The sequence below is a fragment of the Vibrio gigantis genome (assembly GCF_024347515.1).
Taxonomy (GTDB): Bacteria; Pseudomonadota; Gammaproteobacteria; order Enterobacterales; family Vibrionaceae; genus Vibrio; species Vibrio gigantis.
Map to the genome: position 1 here is coordinate 915,311 of NZ_AP025492.1, position 17,244 is coordinate 932,554.

Sequence of the window (17,244 nt, forward strand, 5' to 3'; positions counted from 1 at the left end):
GGTAATGGAACCTAGTGAAGATCAAAAGCTAGCAGACGAATGGGCTGCAGCACTTGGTGAAGACCCTTCAGCACCGTCAATTGATGTTGATGATGTGCTTGCGGCGCCACTTGATGAGCTAACCGATTCATCATCTCCGATCTCTGAGGATGAGCGTCGTAAGCTGGATACCATTATGGATATTCCAGTGACTATTTCGATGGAAGTTGGCCGCTCTCAGATCAGTATCCGTAACTTACTTCAATTGAACCAAGGCTCGGTTGTTGAGCTTGATCGAATTGCAGGTGAATCACTAGATGTAATGGTTAACGGTACTCTGATTGCTCACGGTGAAGTGGTTGTAGTAAACGACAAATTTGGTATTCGTTTGACTGACGTTATTAGCCAAACAGAACGAATTAAGAAGCTGCGTTAATGAGCTTTTTGTCTCAAAGACTGTCGGGCCTGTTAAGAGGGTGCTTGGGAGTAGGGCTAATATTTACTCCTTCGATTGCCTTTGCTGCAACGCCGCCTTCTCTCGATTTAGCGACCACCTTTGGGTCGCTAATTTTCGTTATAGCCTTTATTTTATTCATAGCTTGGTTACTCAAGCGCATGCAAGTGCCTGCGATGTCGAATCAACAAGGTTTGGCGATTGTTAGGCAAATCCCCGTAGGTACCAAAGAGCGTATCGCTATTGTGCAAGCGGGTGACGAACAATTCTTGGTAGGGATTACCACACAATCGATTCAGCTGATCTCTAAGCTCGATAAACCTCTTACTCAGGAGATGCTGGAAAAAAGTACATTTTCAAGTCAGCTTTCCCAGCTAATAAAAAAAGATGCAAACAAGTAACGGACTTTTGAACTCATCTTACTTTCACCAGGCCGGAGCTTTCCGTGCGGTGAAAGTGCTGTTGGTTCATCTCACTCTCCTATGCTCAATCGTATTCAGTGTGTCGGTATTTGCACAAGCTGAAGATGGAACCGTCATTCCAGCGAGTACCGCTGGATCGGAATCGGTGACCATCAGCACGATGGAACAAGACCAAGCTAAATCGACAACCATGACAACTGGCAGTTTAACCGGCAATGGTGGAGGCATACCTGCCTTTACCATGACAACCAATGCCAATGGTGGTGAAGACTACTCGATAAATCTACAGATCTTGGCCCTAATGACCATGCTTGGCTTCTTGCCGGCGATGGTGATTTTGATGACGTCGTTTACCCGTATTGTGGTAGTGATGTCTATCTTGCGTCAGGCGATGGGTCTACAACAAACTCCGTCTAACCAAGTTATTATTGGTATCGCGATATTTTTGACCTTCTTCATTATGTCGCCAGTCATTAACCAAGTTAACGAACAAGCAGTTCAGCCTTATCTTAATGAACAGATATCGGCACGACAGGCATTTGATGTTGCCCAAGGGCCGATCAAATCATTTATGCTCAAGCAGACTCGAATTAAAGATCTGGAGACTTTTGTTGAGATCTCAGGTGCGGAAGTGACCAACCCTGAAGATGTTTCTATGGCAGTGCTAATTCCTGCGTTTATCACTTCTGAACTCAAAACGGCCTTCCAGATTGGCTTTATGTTGTTCTTACCGTTTCTGATCATCGATTTGGTGGTGGCGTCGGTATTGATGGCGATGGGTATGATGATGTTGTCACCAATGATTGTATCTTTGCCGTTCAAGCTAATGCTGTTTGTCCTTGTTGATGGTTGGAACTTGATACTCTCCACACTCGCCGGCAGTTTTGCCTTGTAGCTGGGGGAATAATGAATCCTGAAATATTCGTAGAGTTGTTCCGAGATGCCCTTTGGATGGTATTAATCATGGTTTGCGCCATCATTATTCCTAGCCTGCTGATCGGTTTGGTTGTCGCTGTTTTCCAAGCCGCGACTTCTATCAACGAACAAACACTGAGTTTCCTGCCACGTTTGATCGTAACTTTGTTGGCGTTGATGCTATTCGCACACTGGATGACCCAGATGATGATGGAGTTCTTTTTCGAGCTCATCGAACGCTTGCCGCAAGTTCTGTATTAAACCGAGATGGAATACCCAACGAGCCTTGTACTAGAGTGGTTAGCCAATTATTTTTGGCCATACACTCGCATCTCAGCAATGCTGATGGTGATGACGGTAACAGGGGCACGCTTTGTGTCTCCGCGCATTCGTCTGTATCTAGGTTTGGCGATCACTTTTGCAGTAATGCCCGCGATTCCTGCCGTGCCCAAAGAGATTGAACTTCTGTCCTTCCAAGGCTTCCTAACTGTCTTCGAACAAGTCGTGATTGGTGTTGCCATGGGTTTTGTTACTCAGTTCATGATTCAGACCTTCGTCATGCTCGGCCAGATCTTGGGTATGCAATCAAGCTTGGGCTTCGCCTCAATGGTTGACCCGGCTAACGGGCAAAACACGCCTGTACTTGGTCAACTGTTCATGTTGCTTGCGACTATGTTCTTTTTGGCGACCGATGGTCACTTGAAAATGTTGCAGCTGGTGGTGTTTAGCTTTAAGACATTGCCGATTGGTAGTGGAGCGTTGACCTCAGTGGATTTTCGAGAGCTCGCATTGTGGCTCGGCATCATGTTCAAAACGGCATTGGCGATGTCCTTGTCGGGGATTATCGCGCTGCTAACGATTAACCTTTCTTTTGGCGTAATGACGCGTGCGGCACCTCAGTTAAACATCTTTTCTTTGGGTTTTGCATTTGCGCTACTCGTGGGTCTGTTACTTTGTTGGTACATCCTTGGCGGCTTGTATAGTCACTATGAGCTATTTTGGATGCAAGGTGAGCAACAGATATGTCGTCTAATCCGGTTAGATTGCTAGGAGGCTGAAATGGCAGAGTCAGACGGTCAAGAACGCACAGAAGACGCCACGCCCAAACGCTTGCAACAGGCCAAAGAGAAAGGGCAGGTTGCAAGGTCAAAAGAGCTAGCGTCAGCATCGGTATTGATAGTCGGTGCGATTTCTTTAATGTGGTTTGGCGAATCGATGGCGAAAGGTCTATTCGAGGCTATGCAACGCCTGTTTTCTCTGAGCCGCGATGAGATCTTCGATACCAATAAGCTCCTCGAAATTGCCGGTGGTGCACTGGTGAATTTACTGTTTCCGCTGTTTTTGATTCTAATAACCTTATTTGTTGCTGCGGTCATTGGTGCGGCAGGTGTCGGTGGGATTAACTTTTCGATGCAAGCCGCGATGCCCAAGGCATCTAAGCTGAATCCACTCAGTGGTATTAAGCGTATGTTTGGCCTGCAAAGTTGGGTTGAGCTGCTCAAATCAATCCTGAAAGTAGCGCTTGTATCAGGGATGGCGATTTATCTGATTCAAGCCTCTCAGCACGATTTAATGCAGCTGAGCATGGATGTGTATCCGCAGAATATCTTTCATGCTTTGGATATCTTGCTTAACTTTATCCTGTTGATCAGCTGTTCTTTGCTGATCGTGGTCGCCATTGATATCCCATTCCAGATTTGGCAGCACGCCGATCAGCTAAAGATGACCAAACAAGAAGTGAAAGACGAATTCAAAGATACTGAAGGTAAACCGGAAGTGAAAGGTCGAATTCGTATGCTTCAAAGGGAGGCGGCTCAGCGTCGCATGATGGCTGATGTACCTCAAGCGGACGTGATTGTGACCAACCCAGAGCACTTTTCAGTGGCGCTGCGCTATAAACAGAATCAAGACAAAGCACCAATTGTGGTCGCTAAAGGTGTCGATCACATGGCGATGAAGATTCGAGAGATCGCGCGTGAAAATGACATCTATATCGTTCCTGCGCCGCCATTGGCGAGGGCGCTTTACCACACCACTGAACTAGAACAACAAATTCCTGACGGTCTGTTTACGGCAGTCGCACAAGTACTTGCATATGTTTTCCAGCTTAAGCAGTACCGAAAACGAGGTGGTGAGAGACCAAAACTGCAAGATTCTAATATGCCGATCCCACCTGATTTGCGTCATTAGATCAATTGCTTGAGCTCTGCGTGATGAACCCTGATAATAGCAAGCTAGCTAATCTTCCTTTTATTGAGGTGATGGCAATAATTTGACGTGAGATGTTGGTACAGTGTTTGCTGTAGTAAGCCTGAACATTATAAGCCCATAGCAAAACAGCCCTGACTAAGATCTAATCCACTTCTTCAGAGAGCTACAACATAGCGAAACTGTCTAGATTTATGAAATTCTCCCTGCCTTTTGCGGACAAGCTGCCTAAAATCCCAAACCGTGCCATGCCTGCGATTGGTGCACCTGTTATGGTACTTGCAACGCTTGCTATGGTGGTGTTGCCCATTCCAGCTTTCTTGCTGGATATGTTCTTCACCTTCAACATTGCACTGTCTATGGTTGTGCTATTGGTATCGGTTTATACCCGTAGGCCTTTAGACTTCGCTGCATTCCCAACCGTCCTGTTGATTGCGACTTTGCTTCGATTGGCCTTGAACGTAGCTTCTACTCGTGTGGTTCTGCTGCATGGTCATGAAGGTGGTGACGCGGCCGGTAACGTAATTGAAGCCTTTGGTAACGTGGTTATCGGTGGTAACTACGCGGTTGGTTTGGTGGTGTTTTTGATTCTGATGATCATCAACTTTATGGTTGTAACCAAAGGTGCGGGTCGTATCTCTGAAGTAAGCGCACGTTTCACCTTGGACGCCTTACCGGGTAAACAGATGGCAATTGATGCCGACTTGAACGCAGGTTTGATCGACCAAGATCAGGCGCGTCTGCGACGTTTTGAAGTCACCAAAGAAGCCGATTTCTACGGTTCGATGGACGGTGCATCTAAATTTGTTAAAGGCGATGCGATCGCTGGTATCTTAATCTTATTCATCAACATCATTGGTGGCTTGAGCATTGGTATGGCTCAGTTCGACCTTGGTTTTGGTGAAGCAATCGAAATCTACACATTATTGACTATCGGTGATGGTCTGGTTGCACAAATCCCATCATTATTACTGTCTATTGCGGCTGCGATGATGGTAACGCGTCAAAATACTGATGAAGACATGGGGCAACAGCTCGTCTTCCAGATGTTCGACAATCCAAAAGCCTTGATGATCACTGCCGCTATTCTTGGCATCATGGGTATTGTTCCAGGTATGCCACACTTCTCGTTCTTGAGCCTTGCAATCGTTGCGGGCGCGGGCGCGTATTACATCGATAAAAAGAACAAGAAGAAGGCGGAAGAACCTAACCTTCCCGCGACGGTTGAAGCGAATGGAGAAGTAGGCTCTCAGAAAGAGCTTTCTTGGGATGATGTTCAGCCGGTTGATATTATTGGCTTAGAAGTGGGTTACCGTTTGATTCCTTTGGTGGATAGAGACCAAGGGGGAGAACTGCTTGAACGCGTGAAAGGGGTGCGTAAGAAGCTATCTCAAGACTTTGGTTTCTTGATCCCAGCCGTACACATTCGCGATAACCTCGAACTGACACCAAACAGCTACCGAATTACCTTGATGGGTGTTGCGGTGGGTGAGGCTGAGATAAAGCCTGACATGGAGCTCGCGATTAACCCGGGTCAAGTCTACGGGATGATTGATGGCGAGCCGACAATTGATCCTGCTTTTGGCCTTGAAGCGGTATGGATTCGCGAAGAACAGCGTGAACACGCACAAGCTCTAGGCTATACCGTTGTCGATTCTTCAACAGTACTTGCTACACATCTTAGCCAGTTATTAACGAACAACGCATCGCAGCTTATTGGTCACGAAGAGGTTCAGAACTTGCTTGAGATGCTCAGTCGATCAACACCTAAGTTGGTGGAAGGCTTTGTACCGGATCAATTACAGTTGGGGGTTGTCGTAAAAGTACTCCAGAACCTATTGAATGAAGCGATCCCAATTCGTGATATTCGGACCATTGTCCAAACTTTGTCGGAGTATTCAGGTAAGAGTCAAGAACCTGACATACTTACAGCGGCGGTTCGTATCTCATTGAAACGATTAATTGTTCAAGAAATCAATGGCATAGAGCCGGAGTTGCCGGTGATAACCTTGATTCCTGAGCTGGAACAAATCTTGCATCAAACCATGCAGGCATCCGGCGGAGAATCTGCTGGTATTGAACCTGGTTTAGCCGAACGTTTACAGACCTCCCTCAGCCACGCTACACAAGAGCAAGAGCTGAAGGGTGAGCCCGCGGTGTTGCTGACCTCTGGCGTGTTGCGTTCGACTCTGGCTAAGTTCGTGAAGAACACGATCCCAAGCTTAAGAGTATTATCTTACCAAGAAATACCGGACGAAAAGCAGATACGTATAGTACAAGCTGTTGGTAATTAAGCCGCCTAATTAGAACGGACGATCGAATTGAAAATTAAACGATTTTTTGCAAAAGATATGCGAACGGCCTTGCTCCAAGTTAAAGAAGAACTTGGTTCGGAAGCGGTGATCATGTCTAACAAAAAGGTCGCAGGTGGCGTGGAAATTGTTGCCGCTATTGATGGTGAAACCAGCCCGTCGACAGCGAGCCAGAGACCAAATAAACCTCAGCAGCCTGCACAAAGCCAATATACGCAAATGGCCGCGCCCACAGCTCCTGCAGGGCGACGTCAACTAGACGATGATAAGGTTAGCCTACAGTCGAATGCTGAAGGTGGACGTTCAATGACCAAGCGCTTTGCGAATATGCTAAAGCAATACAGTCATGGCGCCGATGATGAGCCACAACATCGTGCTGAAAATGAAGATTCATTGTCAGCATTGCTGAATCGCCAATCAAGCACGGGTCATAAACCTCATAGTCATCATCAGGCACAAGGCAATCAGCAATCTCACGGAAATCTTGATTCCGCCTTTGCTCGTGAAACGGGGTTGTCTAAGTTGATTGCTGAAGACCGCAGAGTAGAGCGCCCAGCACCTCGTCTGGATCCTACTCGATATGATCGTGGTCGAGAGAATACTCAGTCCAAGGGTTCAGATACTGAAATGGAAACGATGCGCGAAGAGATGACCTCAATTCGTCGTCTGTTAGAACATCAAGTATCCGGGCTAATGTGGCAAGAAGTTGAGCGTCGTGAGCCGCTTAGAGCAATGCTTATTAAGCGCCTTGAGCGTATGGGTGTTTCTGCAGAGCTTGCCGATCAAATGGCCTGCTACATCCCTGAAGATACCAAACCAGCGCGAGCATGGAAGGCTTTGTTAGCTCTGGTTGCTGACCAAATCTCCGTAACACAAAAAGATATTTTAAAACGCGGCGGTATTGTGGCTCTACTTGGCCCTACCGGTGTGGGTAAAACAACGACGGTTGCAAAGCTAGCGGCACGTGCTGCGATGGAATATGGCGCTGATAACGTCGCACTGGTGACAACTGACACATATCGTATAGGTGCACATGAGCAGTTATCGATCTATGGTCGAATTATGGGTTGTCCTGTAAGAGTTGCTAAAGATTCTAGCGAACTGGCCGATGTAATATATCAATTACGTAATCGTCGCCTGATTCTGGTCGATACTGCAGGCATGGGACAACGAGATGTTCGCCTATCTGAGCAGTTAGACACATTGATGCAAGAGAGTGGTTCCGTTATCAATAGTTACCTTGTGTTGCCTGCAACTGCACAACGCAAAGTGCTGCAAGAAACAATTGAACATTTTAGAAGAATCCCGTTGTCGGGATGCATCATGACTAAGCTGGATGAATCCCTAAGTCTAGGTGAATTCATCAGTGTCGTAATACAAAATGCATTACCAGTTGCTTACATAGCAAATGGTCAACGAGTTCCTGAAGATATCGTTATAGCTCAGCCAAAGTACATGATTGCGAAGGCCAATGAGCTATTAGAAAAATCTACAGAGAATGAACCTCATTACTGGAATAGCGATTCTGAAGGGCTCTAGGCGGCGGATAAATATGAATGAAAATATGATACATGATCAAGCTAGCGGCCTCCGTCGCTTAACCAAGCCTTCACTCACAAAAGTTATTGCTGTAACCGGTGGTAAGGGAGGTGTTGGTAAATCTAATGTGACGTTAGGTATGGCCATTTGCATGGCGCGCCAAGGCAAAAAAGTTATGGTGCTAGATGCCGATTTAGGGTTAGCTAACGTCGATATCATGCTGGGTATTCGTTCTAAACGAAATCTTGGGCATGTGTTGGCTGGCGAATGTGAACTTAAGGATGCGATTGTCGAAGGGCCGCACGGAATTAAAATTATTCCAGCAACATCGGGCACACAAAGCATGACTGAACTTTCACACGCACAGCATGCCGGTTTGATTCGTGCATTCGGTTCACTTGAAGACGAGATGGACATCTTGTTAGTTGATACCGCAGCCGGTATTTCGGACATGGTGATCAGCTTCTCAAGAGCTGCGCAAGATGTGGTTGTTGTGGTATGTGATGAACCTACCTCGATCACAGATGCATATGCTTTGATTAAACTTTTGAGCAGAGAACACCAAGTTCAGCGATTCAAAGTTGTTGCAAATATGGTCAGAAGCTACCGCGAAGGCCGAGAATTATTTGCAAAGTTGACTTTGGTCACAGAGCGCTTCTTGAATGTGAGCCTCGAACTCGTAGCATGTATTCCTTTAGATGATAAAGTACGTCAATCAGTCAAGAGACAGAAAATCGTAGTCGATGCGTTTCCTCGCTCTCCAGCTGCATTGGCAATCAGCTCTTTGGCTAATAAAGCATTGACCTGGCCAATACCAAAAACGCCGAGTGGACACTTGGAGTTCTTTGTTGAAAGGCTACTGAATCGTACTGAATTTATAGAGGAACCATTTGGTGAATAAAGCGCTTACTTACGACCAACATGCTAATCACAATAGCCAACAGGCTTTTTTTGAGAAGTATTCTGTGTTGGTTAAACGTATCGCTCATCACTTGTTGGGGCGATTACCGCCTAATGTATTGGTTGATGATTTAATTCAAGCTGGCATGATCGGCTTGATTGAAGCGCAACAAAACTATGATGGTACTAAAGGCGCAAGCTTTGAGACGTATGCTGGTATTCGGATTCGTGGGGCAATGTTAGATGACATTCGTCGTGGGGACTGGGTGCCGAGATCGGTTCATAAAAACAATCGAGAAATCAGCAGTGCAATCGCGGAATTAGAGGGTATCCTCAACCGTGACCCGAGTGATGCCGAAGTGGCAAAACACATGGGGCTTAGCTTAGAGCAGTATCACAGTGCTTTAACTGATATTAATTGCTCAAGATTGGTTGGAATCGAAGATTTAGGCGTCTCAGATGATGTAATATCTCCGAATGAAGACTCTCAAGATAACACGCCTTTTCAAGGAGTTGCTGATGAGTCATTCCGCCAAGCTTTGATCGATTCGATAAAACAGCTTCCGGAAAGGGAAGGCCTTGTGCTTTCGCTTTATTACGACGAAGAACTCAATTTAAAAGAGATTGGGGAAGTGTTAGGTGTCAGCGAATCTCGTGTCAGCCAAATACTGAGCCAATCTATGCAGCGTTTACGCACTAAGTTAAGTGCTTGGACACAGAACGACTAACAACACTGATCCTATTCAGTGGAGGCTAATTTGAACAAAAACATGAAAATTCTCATTGTTGATGATTTTTCAACGATGCGCCGAATTGTTAAAAACCTACTTCGCGACTTAGGTTTCAACAACACTCAAGAAGCAGATGATGGCTTGACCGCGTTACCTATGCTGAAAAAAGGCGAATTTGATTTCGTGGTAACTGACTGGAACATGCCAGGCATGCAAGGTATTGACCTGCTTAAACACATTCGCGCAGATGCAGAGCTTAAGCACCTTCCAGTGCTTATGATCACAGCAGAAGCGAAGCGTGAGCAGATCATTGAAGCAGCGCAAGCGGGTGTTAATGGTTACATCGTGAAGCCTTTCACTGCAGCAACGCTGAAAGAGAAACTTGATAAGATTTTTGATCGCTTATAAGCATCAATAAATTTAGGCATTTCTAGGTAAACACTGGCTGATAAGTTATTTGTTTGTCTCGATAGCCTAAGCGCACAAAGTATGCGGAGTAAGGCCGAACTCAGGATGATTTCATTAGAACAAGCAAAAAAATTAGTAGAGCTGCTTGAGAACGATGAGCAGCAAGGTGCTGATTCTCTTGTTAGAAGCATTTATGAAGATAATTTTAGTCTTCAAGACAACCCAATGCTTCAAGAAATAGGTAGTCTGACACGCGACCTTCATGACTCTTTGACTCAATTCAATTTCGATGAACGCATCAGCGTTATCGCAAATGACGAAATCCCTGACGCAAGGGATCGCCTTCAGTATGTCATTGATAAAACGGAAGTTGCGGCAAACAAGACGATGGACGCAGTCGATCGCTGTATGCCAATTGCAGACAACCTACACGAGTGTTTACTTCAAGTAAGGCCTCAATGGAATGAACTGATGCACGGCCGCATTGAGCTGGCACAATTTAAAGCTTTATGTCACCGCATTGATGGATTGCTTGTCCAAGTAGAAGGTGACAGTACTGAACTACGCGGACAATTGACTGAAATCTTGATGGCTCAGGATTTCCAAGATTTAACTGGGCAGATAATCAGCAAAGTTATTACCTTGGTGAATGAGGTGGAAGGACGTTTGGTCGAGATTCTCACGGTATTCGGTGCGAATCAAAAAGAGCCAACTCCAGAGTCAGAGAAGAAAGCATCTATTGCGCCTGAAGGTCCAATTATGAACCCAGAAGAGCGCGAAGACGCTGTTGCATCTCAAGATGAAGTCGACGATTTGTTATCCAGTCTTGGATTTTAAAGGTAACGTATGAGCTACGATTTAGACGAAGATATTCTTCAGGACTTTTTAGTCGAAGCAGGAGAGATCCTTGAACTCCTATCAGAACAATTGGTAGAGCTTGAGAATAACCCTGACGACAAAGACCTATTAAATGCTATTTTCCGTGGTTTCCATACAGTAAAAGGTGGTGCTGGTTTCCTAGCATTAACTGAGCTGGTGGATACTTGTCATGGTGCTGAGAATGTGTTCGACATTCTACGAAACGGCCAGCGCAGTGTAACATCAGGTTTGATGGATACCATGCTGCAGGCGCTAGATACAGTGAATGTACAGTTTCGCGCCGTGCAAGATCAGGAACCTTTAGTACCAGCTGACCAATCTTTATTGGATGAACTTCATCGTCTCTGCAAACCAGAGTCTGCGGATGAAGTGGCGCCGGTAGAAGCACCAGCTCCTACGATCCCCGAACCTGTTGTTGCAGCGCCTGAGCCTGTTGCTGAAAGCGCAAGCATCAGCGCGTCTTCTGTCGATGACATCTCTGAAGATGAATTTGAACGCCTCCTTGATGAACTTCATGGTAAAGGTGGTTCACCAACATCGGCTTCTGCACCAACACCGCCGCCAGCTCCAGCTGCACCTCAGCCAGTTGCAGACAGCGGTGATATTACTGACGACGAATTTGAAAAGTTGTTAGATGAATTGCACGGTGCGGGTAAGAGCCCGACAGCGGCAAGTTCAACGCCTCCTCCACCGCCAGCTCCTCCTTCAGCTCCAGTTTCGGCGATGTCTGAAGGCGATGATCTGATGACGGACGAAGAATTCGAGAAGTTGCTCGACCAACTGCATGGTTCAGGTAACGGACCTTCGATTGAAGAGCTGGATGCAGCGACTAAGCCTGCAGAAGTGAAGCCAGCGCCAGTTGCACCACAAGCTGCACCTAAGCCTGCTGCGCCTGTTGCAGTTAAAGCAGAGCCTAAGCCTAGCACTCCAGCAAAAGCTGAAGTGAAAGCGCCAGCGAAGAAGCAACAAGCTGAAGCAACCGTTCGTGTCGATACATCAACGCTGGATACCATCATGAACATGGTGGGTGAGTTGGTATTGGTTCGTAACAGACTTGTCAGCCTTGGCTTAAACAGTAACGACGAAGAAATGTCGAAAGCTGTCTCTAACTTAGATGTAGTTACTGCAGACCTACAAGGTGCGGTAATGAAGACTCGTATGCAGCCGATCAAGAAAGTATTTGGTCGTTTCCCACGAGTTGTCCGTGACCTTGCTCGTAGCTTGAAGAAAGACATTGTTCTTGAGATGCGTGGTGAAGAGACGGACCTTGATAAAAACTTAGTTGAAGCACTTGCTGATCCCCTGATTCACTTGGTGAGAAACTCTGTCGACCATGGTATTGAAATGCCGGAAGATCGTGTTGCCGCAGGTAAATCGAGAACGGGTAAAGTGATTCTGTCTGCTTCTCAAGAAGGCGACCACATTGAACTGGCTATCGTTGATGACGGTGGCGGTATGGACCCTGATAAGCTTCGAGCTATCGCGGTTAAACGTGGTCTGATGGACGAAGATGCAGCGTCTCGCTTATCAAACAAAGAGTGTTTCAACCTAATCTTTGCTCCTGGCTTCTCAAGCAAAGAGCAGATCTCAGATATTTCTGGCCGTGGTGTTGGCATGGACGTTGTGAAAACAGCGATCAATACGCTGAATGGCTCGATTGATATCGATTCTGAAATGGGACAGGGCACCAAGATCACCATCAAGGTTCCACTGACGCTAGCGATTCTTCCTACCTTGATGGTCGGTGTTGCTGGTCACCCATTCGCATTGCCATTGGCATCTGTCAACGAGATCTTCCACCTAGATTTAAGCCGCACTAACGTGGTTGATGGTCAACTGACTATCATCGTTCGCGACAAGTCTATTCCGTTGTTCTACTTGCAAAACTGGCTTGCACCTAAAGCGGGTATTGTTGAACTGCGCAAAGGACACGGCCATGTTGTTATCGTACAGCTGGGTAGCCAACGTGTTGGTTTTGTTGTCGATACACTTATCGGCCAAGAAGAAGTAGTCATCAAGCCACTTGATAAACTACTGCAAGGCACGCCAGGAATGGCAGGCGCGACAATTACAAGTGACGGACATATTGCATTGATTCTAGATGTTCCGGACTTGTTGAAGCAGTACGCAGCTGCGTCAAGAATTTAATTTAAGGATAAATATGGCGATTAAAGTATTAGTCGTTGATGATTCGAGTTTCTTTCGTCGTCGCGTTAGCGAAATCATCAACTCAGAGGCTCGCCTAGAAGTCATTGATGTAGCAGTAAACGGTAAAGAAGCAGTTGAGAAAGCGAAACAGCTAAGACCTGACGTAATCACGATGGACATTGAAATGCCAGTCATGGACGGTATCACAGCCGTTCGTGAAATTATGGCCGCGTCTCCAACGCCAATTTTGATGTTTTCATCGTTAACGCATGACGGTGCGAGAGCAACGTTAGATGCGTTAGATGCAGGTGCTCTCGACTTTTTACCTAAGAAGTTTGAAGACATCGCACGTAACCGCGACGATGCGGTTGCATTGCTTCAACAGCGTGTGATTCAGATTGCTGCAAAGCGTGCGTTTATGCGTCGTGCTCCTATCGCACCGAGAGCTACAGTAGCGACTTCAACTTCTACGCCATTGCGCCAACCGATTTCAACAGCCGCTTCGACTTCTACAGCGAAGCCTGCGGTTGCATCTACGGCGAAGTTCAGAGCGTCAGGTAAGAAATATCAATTAACCGCAATTGGTACTTCGACTGGTGGTCCTGTTGCGCTACAGAAGATTTTGACTCGCATCCCTGCCAACTATCCACATCCGATTGTGTTAGTTCAGCATATGCCTGCGACTTTCACCGCAGCTTTTGCTAGCCGATTGAACACCTTGTGTAAGATCGAAGTTCGCGAAGCTCAAGACGGAGATGTATTGAAGCCAGGTGTTGCTTATCTTGCTCCGGGTGGTAAGCAGATGATGGTTGATGGTCGTGCAGGCTCGGCTCGCTTAAGAATTATCGATGGCGGCGATCGTATGAACTACAAACCATGTGTGGATGTGACTTTCGGCTCTGCTGCCAAGATCTACGGCGACAAAGTGTTGTCTATGATACTGACTGGCATGGGTGCAGATGGTCGCGAAGGTTCACGCATGTTGAAAACCGCTGGCTCGACTGTTTGGGCACAAGATGAAGATAGCTGTGTTGTATATGGTATGCCTCAAGCTGTAGCAAAAGCTGGCATTTCTACCGAAGACCTACCTCTGGACCGCATTGCGGAAAGGATCTTGGTTGAAGTTGGGTTAGCTTAGGTAAATCGAAATGATTGTTTGGAGTGTTGCAAACCAAAAAGGTGGTGTTGGTAAAACGACCACGACCGTGACTCTAGCAGGTTTACTTGCGTTGAAGGGGCACCGTGTTCTGTTGGTTGATACTGACCCACATGCATCACTAACCACCTATCTGGGTTATGACTCAGATACGGTGGAATCGAGCCTGTTTGATCTGTTCCAACTACGTGAGTTTAATGCACAGACAGTAAGACCTTTGCTTTTACAAACGGAAGTTGAAGGTATCGATATTATTCCTGCGCACATGTCTTTAGCGACTTTAGACCGTGTGATGGGAAATCGAAGCGGCATGGGGCTGATTTTGAAGCGTGCTTTAGCCGCTTTGAAAGACGACTATGACTATGTACTGATCGATTGTCCGCCAATTCTGGGTGTGATGATGGTGAACGCATTGGCTGCTAGTGATCGTATTTTGATTCCGGTACAGACGGAGTTTTTGGCTATGAAGGGCTTAGAGCGCATGATTCGCACTTTGACCATCATGCAGAAGTCTCGCAAAACGCCGTTTAAGGTGACGATTGTCCCAACCATGTACGACAAGCGAACCAAAGCATCACTGCAAACATTAACACAGCTTAAAGATGATTATCCGAACCAAGTTTGGACATCTGCTGTGCCGATAGATACTAAGTTTCGAGATGCGAGCCTAAAGCGCTTGCCAGCATCTCATTTTGCATCAGGTAGTCGTGGTGTATTTGCTTATAAACAGCTGCTTATTTATCTCGAGAGGTTGGCGATAAATGAGCGCGAATAAAGAATCAACATTGGCGCAGCCAAGCCTCTCCAGTGAACAAGCACTGGATGATTACTTTACCGCGCTGTTAGGTGATGAAATCTTTGAGTCTGACGATATTTTTGTTGACGAGTCCAGGGACGAATCACAATCTGAAGAGCCAGAGCCAGAGCCAGAGCCAGAGCCAGAGCCAGAGCCAGAGCCAGAGCCAGAGCCAGAGCCAGAGCCAGAGCCAGAGCCAGAGCCAGAGCCAGAGCCAGAGCCAGAGCCAGAGCGACAATTTTCGAGTCATCACTCAAGCTACGCAGAAATACGCGCGGCTGAGTTTGAGGTTCCTAACCTTGAAGATGTTCAGAAGCTATTAAGTCGTTTAGAGGCGACCAATGTTGTTGATGAACTGAATCTTGATGAGTTGATGGATCAGAACACCCAGAAAATTGCTCAACAAGCAGACATGCAAATGTTTGATGCTGCGGTTGAGTCTGTTCAAGTGTTTGAAGAGCCAGAGATTCAAGATTGGAATCTTTCAGAACCTGATTTTTCAATAGCTGTAGAGCCACCAGTTGAGTCGGTAGAAACGGAACAAATAGAAGTTAAGGCGATTGAGTCTGACCTTGAAGTTCCTGAGGCCGAGACAGTAGTTGAACCTGAAACTCAAACCGGAGGTGCTGACCAGTTTACCTCTTGGGAAAGTACGGTTCGCACAGAAGACTTTCAAGTCTTGTATTTTGATGTAAACGGCGTGACCTTTGCGGTACCACTTGATGAGCTTGGCGGTATCCATCGCCTTGAAGAGTTAAGTCATATCATTGGGAAGCCAGCTTGGTATTTAGGTTTACAAACCAACCGAGATAGTCAGCTAGATGTGGTCGACACCGCAAAATGGGTGATGTCTGAGAAACTATCGGGTGACGAATACAAAGAAAGCTATCAATATATAGTGATGCTTGGAGAGAGCTTATGGGGCCTTGCAGGCACCGAGCTAAAAGGCACCGAGCTACTTAACACAGATAAAGTACGCTGGCGAGAAACGGCAGGAAAACGCCCCTGGCTCGCTGGTATGGTAAAAGAAAAAATGTGTGCTTTGATCCATGTTGAAGCATTAATCGCCATGCTAAATGCAGGGCTAGATGTAAAAGCATTGAGCTAGTAATAAGCAATTAGGCTAACAGTAAGCAACAAGTTAACAATAGTGGTCGGTAACGACGGCAAGAGGATTATCTATGTCTCATATGAGTGAAGTTGAAGTAAGAAAAGAGCAAACGAATGATGAAGTACTTCAATGGGTGACATTCCAGCTAGAAGAAGAAACTTACGGCATCAACGTAATGCAAGTCCGTGAAGTACTGCGCTACAGTGAAATTGCTCCAGTACCGGGTGCTCCAGATTACGTTCTAGGTATTATCAACCTACGTGGTAACGTTGTTACTGTTATCGACACTCGTTCTCGCTTTGGTTTGATGCAAGGTGAAATCACAGATAACACTCGTATTATCGTTATTGAATCTGAGCGTCAAGTCATTGGTATTCTAGTCGATAGCGTCGCTGAAGTGGTTTACCTACGTTCTTCTGAAATCGATACAACACCAAGTGTGGGTACTGATGAAAGTGCTAAGTTCATTCAAGGTGTAAGCAACCGTGATGGTAAACTGCTCATCTTAGTAGATCTAAACAAACTACTAAGCGAAGACGAATGGGATGAGATGGCTCACCTGTAATGTTTGAAGCGCTTCCTTTAAGCCCTGTCGCTCTGATATCAGGTGTTGGGGTTTTTACGTTATTCATAGTGATTTTGATTAGCAAAGTAAAACGTGCGATTCAAAAGCAGCTCGATCAGTCACGCCTGCAAGTTCGTAACTTGGATAAAGAGCTTCAAAAATCGAGTAAGCAATTACTTGAGGTTCGCTCTGTTGTGGTTGGACTTGGCCAGAAAGTGACTGAACAGCAAGATCTGATCAAGCACTTGAATGAGCGTATTGTTGAGTTGGAACATGCTGACACCGATGGACGCTTGTACACGCGAGCTACGAAAATGGTTCAGCTTGGTGCTGGGATAAACGAATTGATCGAAGAGTGTGAATTACCTAAAGCGGAAGCTGAGCTGATGATGTCTCTACAAAACAAGCTAGCGGGTAAGGAAAAAATCCCTTCGTTAAGAAGTAACCCTTCATCGTACGATGAACAGCCCGATGCGCATCGCGATCGTAGAGACTCGCCTCGACGTCGTTAAATTGAGCGCTATCGTGGACGAACATTTTATGTTTACCACACACTCCTCTAAAAAGAAGCTTCGGCTTCTTTTTTTGTATCTGCACAACTGTTTATAGAACGATGTTTATAAGTACTTGTTACTACAGCAATATCTCATTTTTGGGCAAAATGTGTAAATTGTGATGCAGTAGTAACAGTTTCTTACCGACTTTGTTCTTTGGAAAACGC

General features: G+C 46.1%; 18 protein-coding genes. All 18 read left to right on the top strand.

The features are described from left to right. Window positions 1-4: 4 nt before the first annotated feature. Entirely contained in the window at window positions 5-415 is a 411-nt protein-coding gene (gene fliN, locus OCV56_RS04185; RefSeq protein ID WP_004739851.1) for a flagellar motor switch protein FliN, read from the top strand. Further along, window positions 415-834 (top strand): flagellar biosynthetic protein FliO, encoded by a 420-nt coding sequence (gene fliO / locus OCV56_RS04190; protein WP_086715923.1) that lies wholly within the window; start codon window positions 415-417, stop codon window positions 832-834. The genes fliN and fliO overlap by 1 nt, the downstream gene beginning before the upstream one ends. Next, window positions 821-1,750 (top strand): flagellar type III secretion system pore protein FliP, encoded by a 930-nt coding sequence (gene fliP / locus OCV56_RS04195; protein WP_086715925.1) that lies wholly within the window; start codon window positions 821-823, stop codon window positions 1,748-1,750. The genes fliO and fliP overlap by 14 nt, the downstream gene beginning before the upstream one ends. Before the next feature lie 11 nt (window positions 1,751-1,761). Next, a complete protein-coding gene (fliQ, locus tag OCV56_RS04200) occupies window positions 1,762-2,031 on the top strand; it encodes a flagellar biosynthesis protein FliQ (protein WP_029235191.1) in 270 nt (89 codons plus the stop codon). Between the two features lie 6 nt (window positions 2,032-2,037). After that, on the top strand, window positions 2,038-2,820 hold the full coding sequence (fliR, locus tag OCV56_RS04205) for a flagellar biosynthetic protein FliR (protein WP_086715927.1): 783 nt from the start codon (window positions 2,038-2,040) through the stop codon (window positions 2,818-2,820). A gap of 9 nt (window positions 2,821-2,829) precedes the next feature. Next, window positions 2,830-3,960 carry a flagellar biosynthesis protein FlhB gene (gene flhB, locus OCV56_RS04210; protein ID WP_086715929.1) on the top strand — a complete coding sequence of 377 codons (1,131 nt, stop codon included), beginning with the start codon at window positions 2,830-2,832 and terminating at the stop codon, window positions 3,958-3,960. Between the two features lie 212 nt (window positions 3,961-4,172). Further along, window positions 4,173-6,272: a flagellar biosynthesis protein FlhA gene (gene flhA, locus OCV56_RS04215; protein WP_086715930.1), complete on the top strand. Its 2,100-nt coding sequence runs from the start codon at window positions 4,173-4,175 to the stop codon at window positions 6,270-6,272. Between the two features lie 27 nt (window positions 6,273-6,299). Beyond that, window positions 6,300-7,829 carry a flagellar biosynthesis protein FlhF gene (flhF, locus tag OCV56_RS04220; RefSeq protein WP_086715932.1) on the top strand — a complete coding sequence of 510 codons (1,530 nt, stop codon included), beginning with the start codon at window positions 6,300-6,302 and terminating at the stop codon, window positions 7,827-7,829. 13 nt (window positions 7,830-7,842) lie between these two features. Next, a complete protein-coding gene (locus OCV56_RS04225; protein WP_017060668.1) occupies window positions 7,843-8,730 on the top strand; it encodes a MinD/ParA family protein in 888 nt (295 codons plus the stop codon). Beyond that, a complete protein-coding gene (locus OCV56_RS04230) occupies window positions 8,723-9,457 on the top strand; it encodes an RNA polymerase sigma factor FliA (protein ID WP_017060667.1) in 735 nt (244 codons plus the stop codon). The genes OCV56_RS04225 and OCV56_RS04230 overlap by 8 nt, the downstream gene beginning before the upstream one ends. A 42-nt stretch (window positions 9,458-9,499) precedes the next feature. Beyond that, window positions 9,500-9,868: a chemotaxis response regulator CheY gene (gene cheY, locus OCV56_RS04235; RefSeq protein ID WP_016767062.1), complete on the top strand. Its 369-nt coding sequence runs from the start codon at window positions 9,500-9,502 to the stop codon at window positions 9,866-9,868. A gap of 105 nt (window positions 9,869-9,973) precedes the next feature. Further along, on the top strand, window positions 9,974-10,705 hold the full coding sequence (locus tag OCV56_RS04240) for a protein phosphatase CheZ (protein ID WP_086715933.1): 732 nt from the start codon (window positions 9,974-9,976) through the stop codon (window positions 10,703-10,705). A gap of 9 nt (window positions 10,706-10,714) precedes the next feature. After that, window positions 10,715-12,895: a chemotaxis protein CheA gene (locus OCV56_RS04245; protein ID WP_086715935.1), complete on the top strand. Its 2,181-nt coding sequence runs from the start codon at window positions 10,715-10,717 to the stop codon at window positions 12,893-12,895. 13 nt (window positions 12,896-12,908) lie between these two features. Then, window positions 12,909-14,033: a protein-glutamate methylesterase/protein-glutamine glutaminase gene (locus OCV56_RS04250; RefSeq protein ID WP_086715937.1), complete on the top strand. Its 1,125-nt coding sequence runs from the start codon at window positions 12,909-12,911 to the stop codon at window positions 14,031-14,033. Window positions 14,034-14,043: 10 nt separating this feature from the next. Continuing rightward, window positions 14,044-14,826 carry a ParA family protein gene (locus tag OCV56_RS04255; protein WP_017064111.1) on the top strand — a complete coding sequence of 261 codons (783 nt, stop codon included), beginning with the start codon at window positions 14,044-14,046 and terminating at the stop codon, window positions 14,824-14,826. Beyond that, window positions 14,813-15,955 carry a chemotaxis protein CheW gene (locus tag OCV56_RS04260; RefSeq protein WP_150330759.1) on the top strand — a complete coding sequence of 381 codons (1,143 nt, stop codon included), beginning with the start codon at window positions 14,813-14,815 and terminating at the stop codon, window positions 15,953-15,955. The genes OCV56_RS04255 and OCV56_RS04260 overlap by 14 nt, the downstream gene beginning before the upstream one ends. Window positions 15,956-16,028: 73 nt before the next feature. After that, window positions 16,029-16,523: a chemotaxis protein CheW gene (locus tag OCV56_RS04265; RefSeq protein ID WP_017064109.1), complete on the top strand. Its 495-nt coding sequence runs from the start codon at window positions 16,029-16,031 to the stop codon at window positions 16,521-16,523. After that, the gene (locus tag OCV56_RS04270; RefSeq protein ID WP_086712362.1) at window positions 16,523-17,035 is read left to right on the top strand and encodes a DUF2802 domain-containing protein; all 513 of its coding nucleotides are present in this window, start codon (window positions 16,523-16,525) and stop codon (window positions 17,033-17,035) included. The genes OCV56_RS04265 and OCV56_RS04270 overlap by 1 nt, the downstream gene beginning before the upstream one ends. The last annotated feature ends 209 nt before the right edge of the window (window positions 17,036-17,244 follow it).

Coding starts and splice junctions, on each gene's coding strand:
- fliN (WP_004739851.1), top strand. CDS start 5: ATGGAACCTAGTGAAGATCAAAAGCTAGCAGACGAATGGGCTGCAGCA.
- fliO (WP_086715923.1), top strand. CDS start 415: ATGAGCTTTTTGTCTCAAAGACTGTCGGGCCTGTTAAGAGGGTGCTTG.
- fliP (WP_086715925.1), top strand. CDS start 821: ATGCAAACAAGTAACGGACTTTTGAACTCATCTTACTTTCACCAGGCC.
- fliQ (WP_029235191.1), top strand. CDS start 1,762: ATGAATCCTGAAATATTCGTAGAGTTGTTCCGAGATGCCCTTTGGATG.
- fliR (WP_086715927.1), top strand. CDS start 2,038: ATGGAATACCCAACGAGCCTTGTACTAGAGTGGTTAGCCAATTATTTT.
- flhB (WP_086715929.1), top strand. CDS start 2,830: ATGGCAGAGTCAGACGGTCAAGAACGCACAGAAGACGCCACGCCCAAA.
- flhA (WP_086715930.1), top strand. CDS start 4,173: ATGAAATTCTCCCTGCCTTTTGCGGACAAGCTGCCTAAAATCCCAAAC.
- OCV56_RS04225 (WP_017060668.1), top strand. CDS start 7,843: ATGAATGAAAATATGATACATGATCAAGCTAGCGGCCTCCGTCGCTTA.
- cheY (WP_016767062.1), top strand. CDS start 9,500: ATGAAAATTCTCATTGTTGATGATTTTTCAACGATGCGCCGAATTGTT.
- OCV56_RS04240 (WP_086715933.1), top strand. CDS start 9,974: ATGATTTCATTAGAACAAGCAAAAAAATTAGTAGAGCTGCTTGAGAAC.
- OCV56_RS04245 (WP_086715935.1), top strand. CDS start 10,715: ATGAGCTACGATTTAGACGAAGATATTCTTCAGGACTTTTTAGTCGAA.
- OCV56_RS04250 (WP_086715937.1), top strand. CDS start 12,909: ATGGCGATTAAAGTATTAGTCGTTGATGATTCGAGTTTCTTTCGTCGT.
- OCV56_RS04255 (WP_017064111.1), top strand. CDS start 14,044: ATGATTGTTTGGAGTGTTGCAAACCAAAAAGGTGGTGTTGGTAAAACG.
- OCV56_RS04260 (WP_150330759.1), top strand. CDS start 14,813: ATGAGCGCGAATAAAGAATCAACATTGGCGCAGCCAAGCCTCTCCAGT.
- OCV56_RS04265 (WP_017064109.1), top strand. CDS start 16,029: ATGTCTCATATGAGTGAAGTTGAAGTAAGAAAAGAGCAAACGAATGAT.
- OCV56_RS04270 (WP_086712362.1), top strand. CDS start 16,523: ATGTTTGAAGCGCTTCCTTTAAGCCCTGTCGCTCTGATATCAGGTGTT.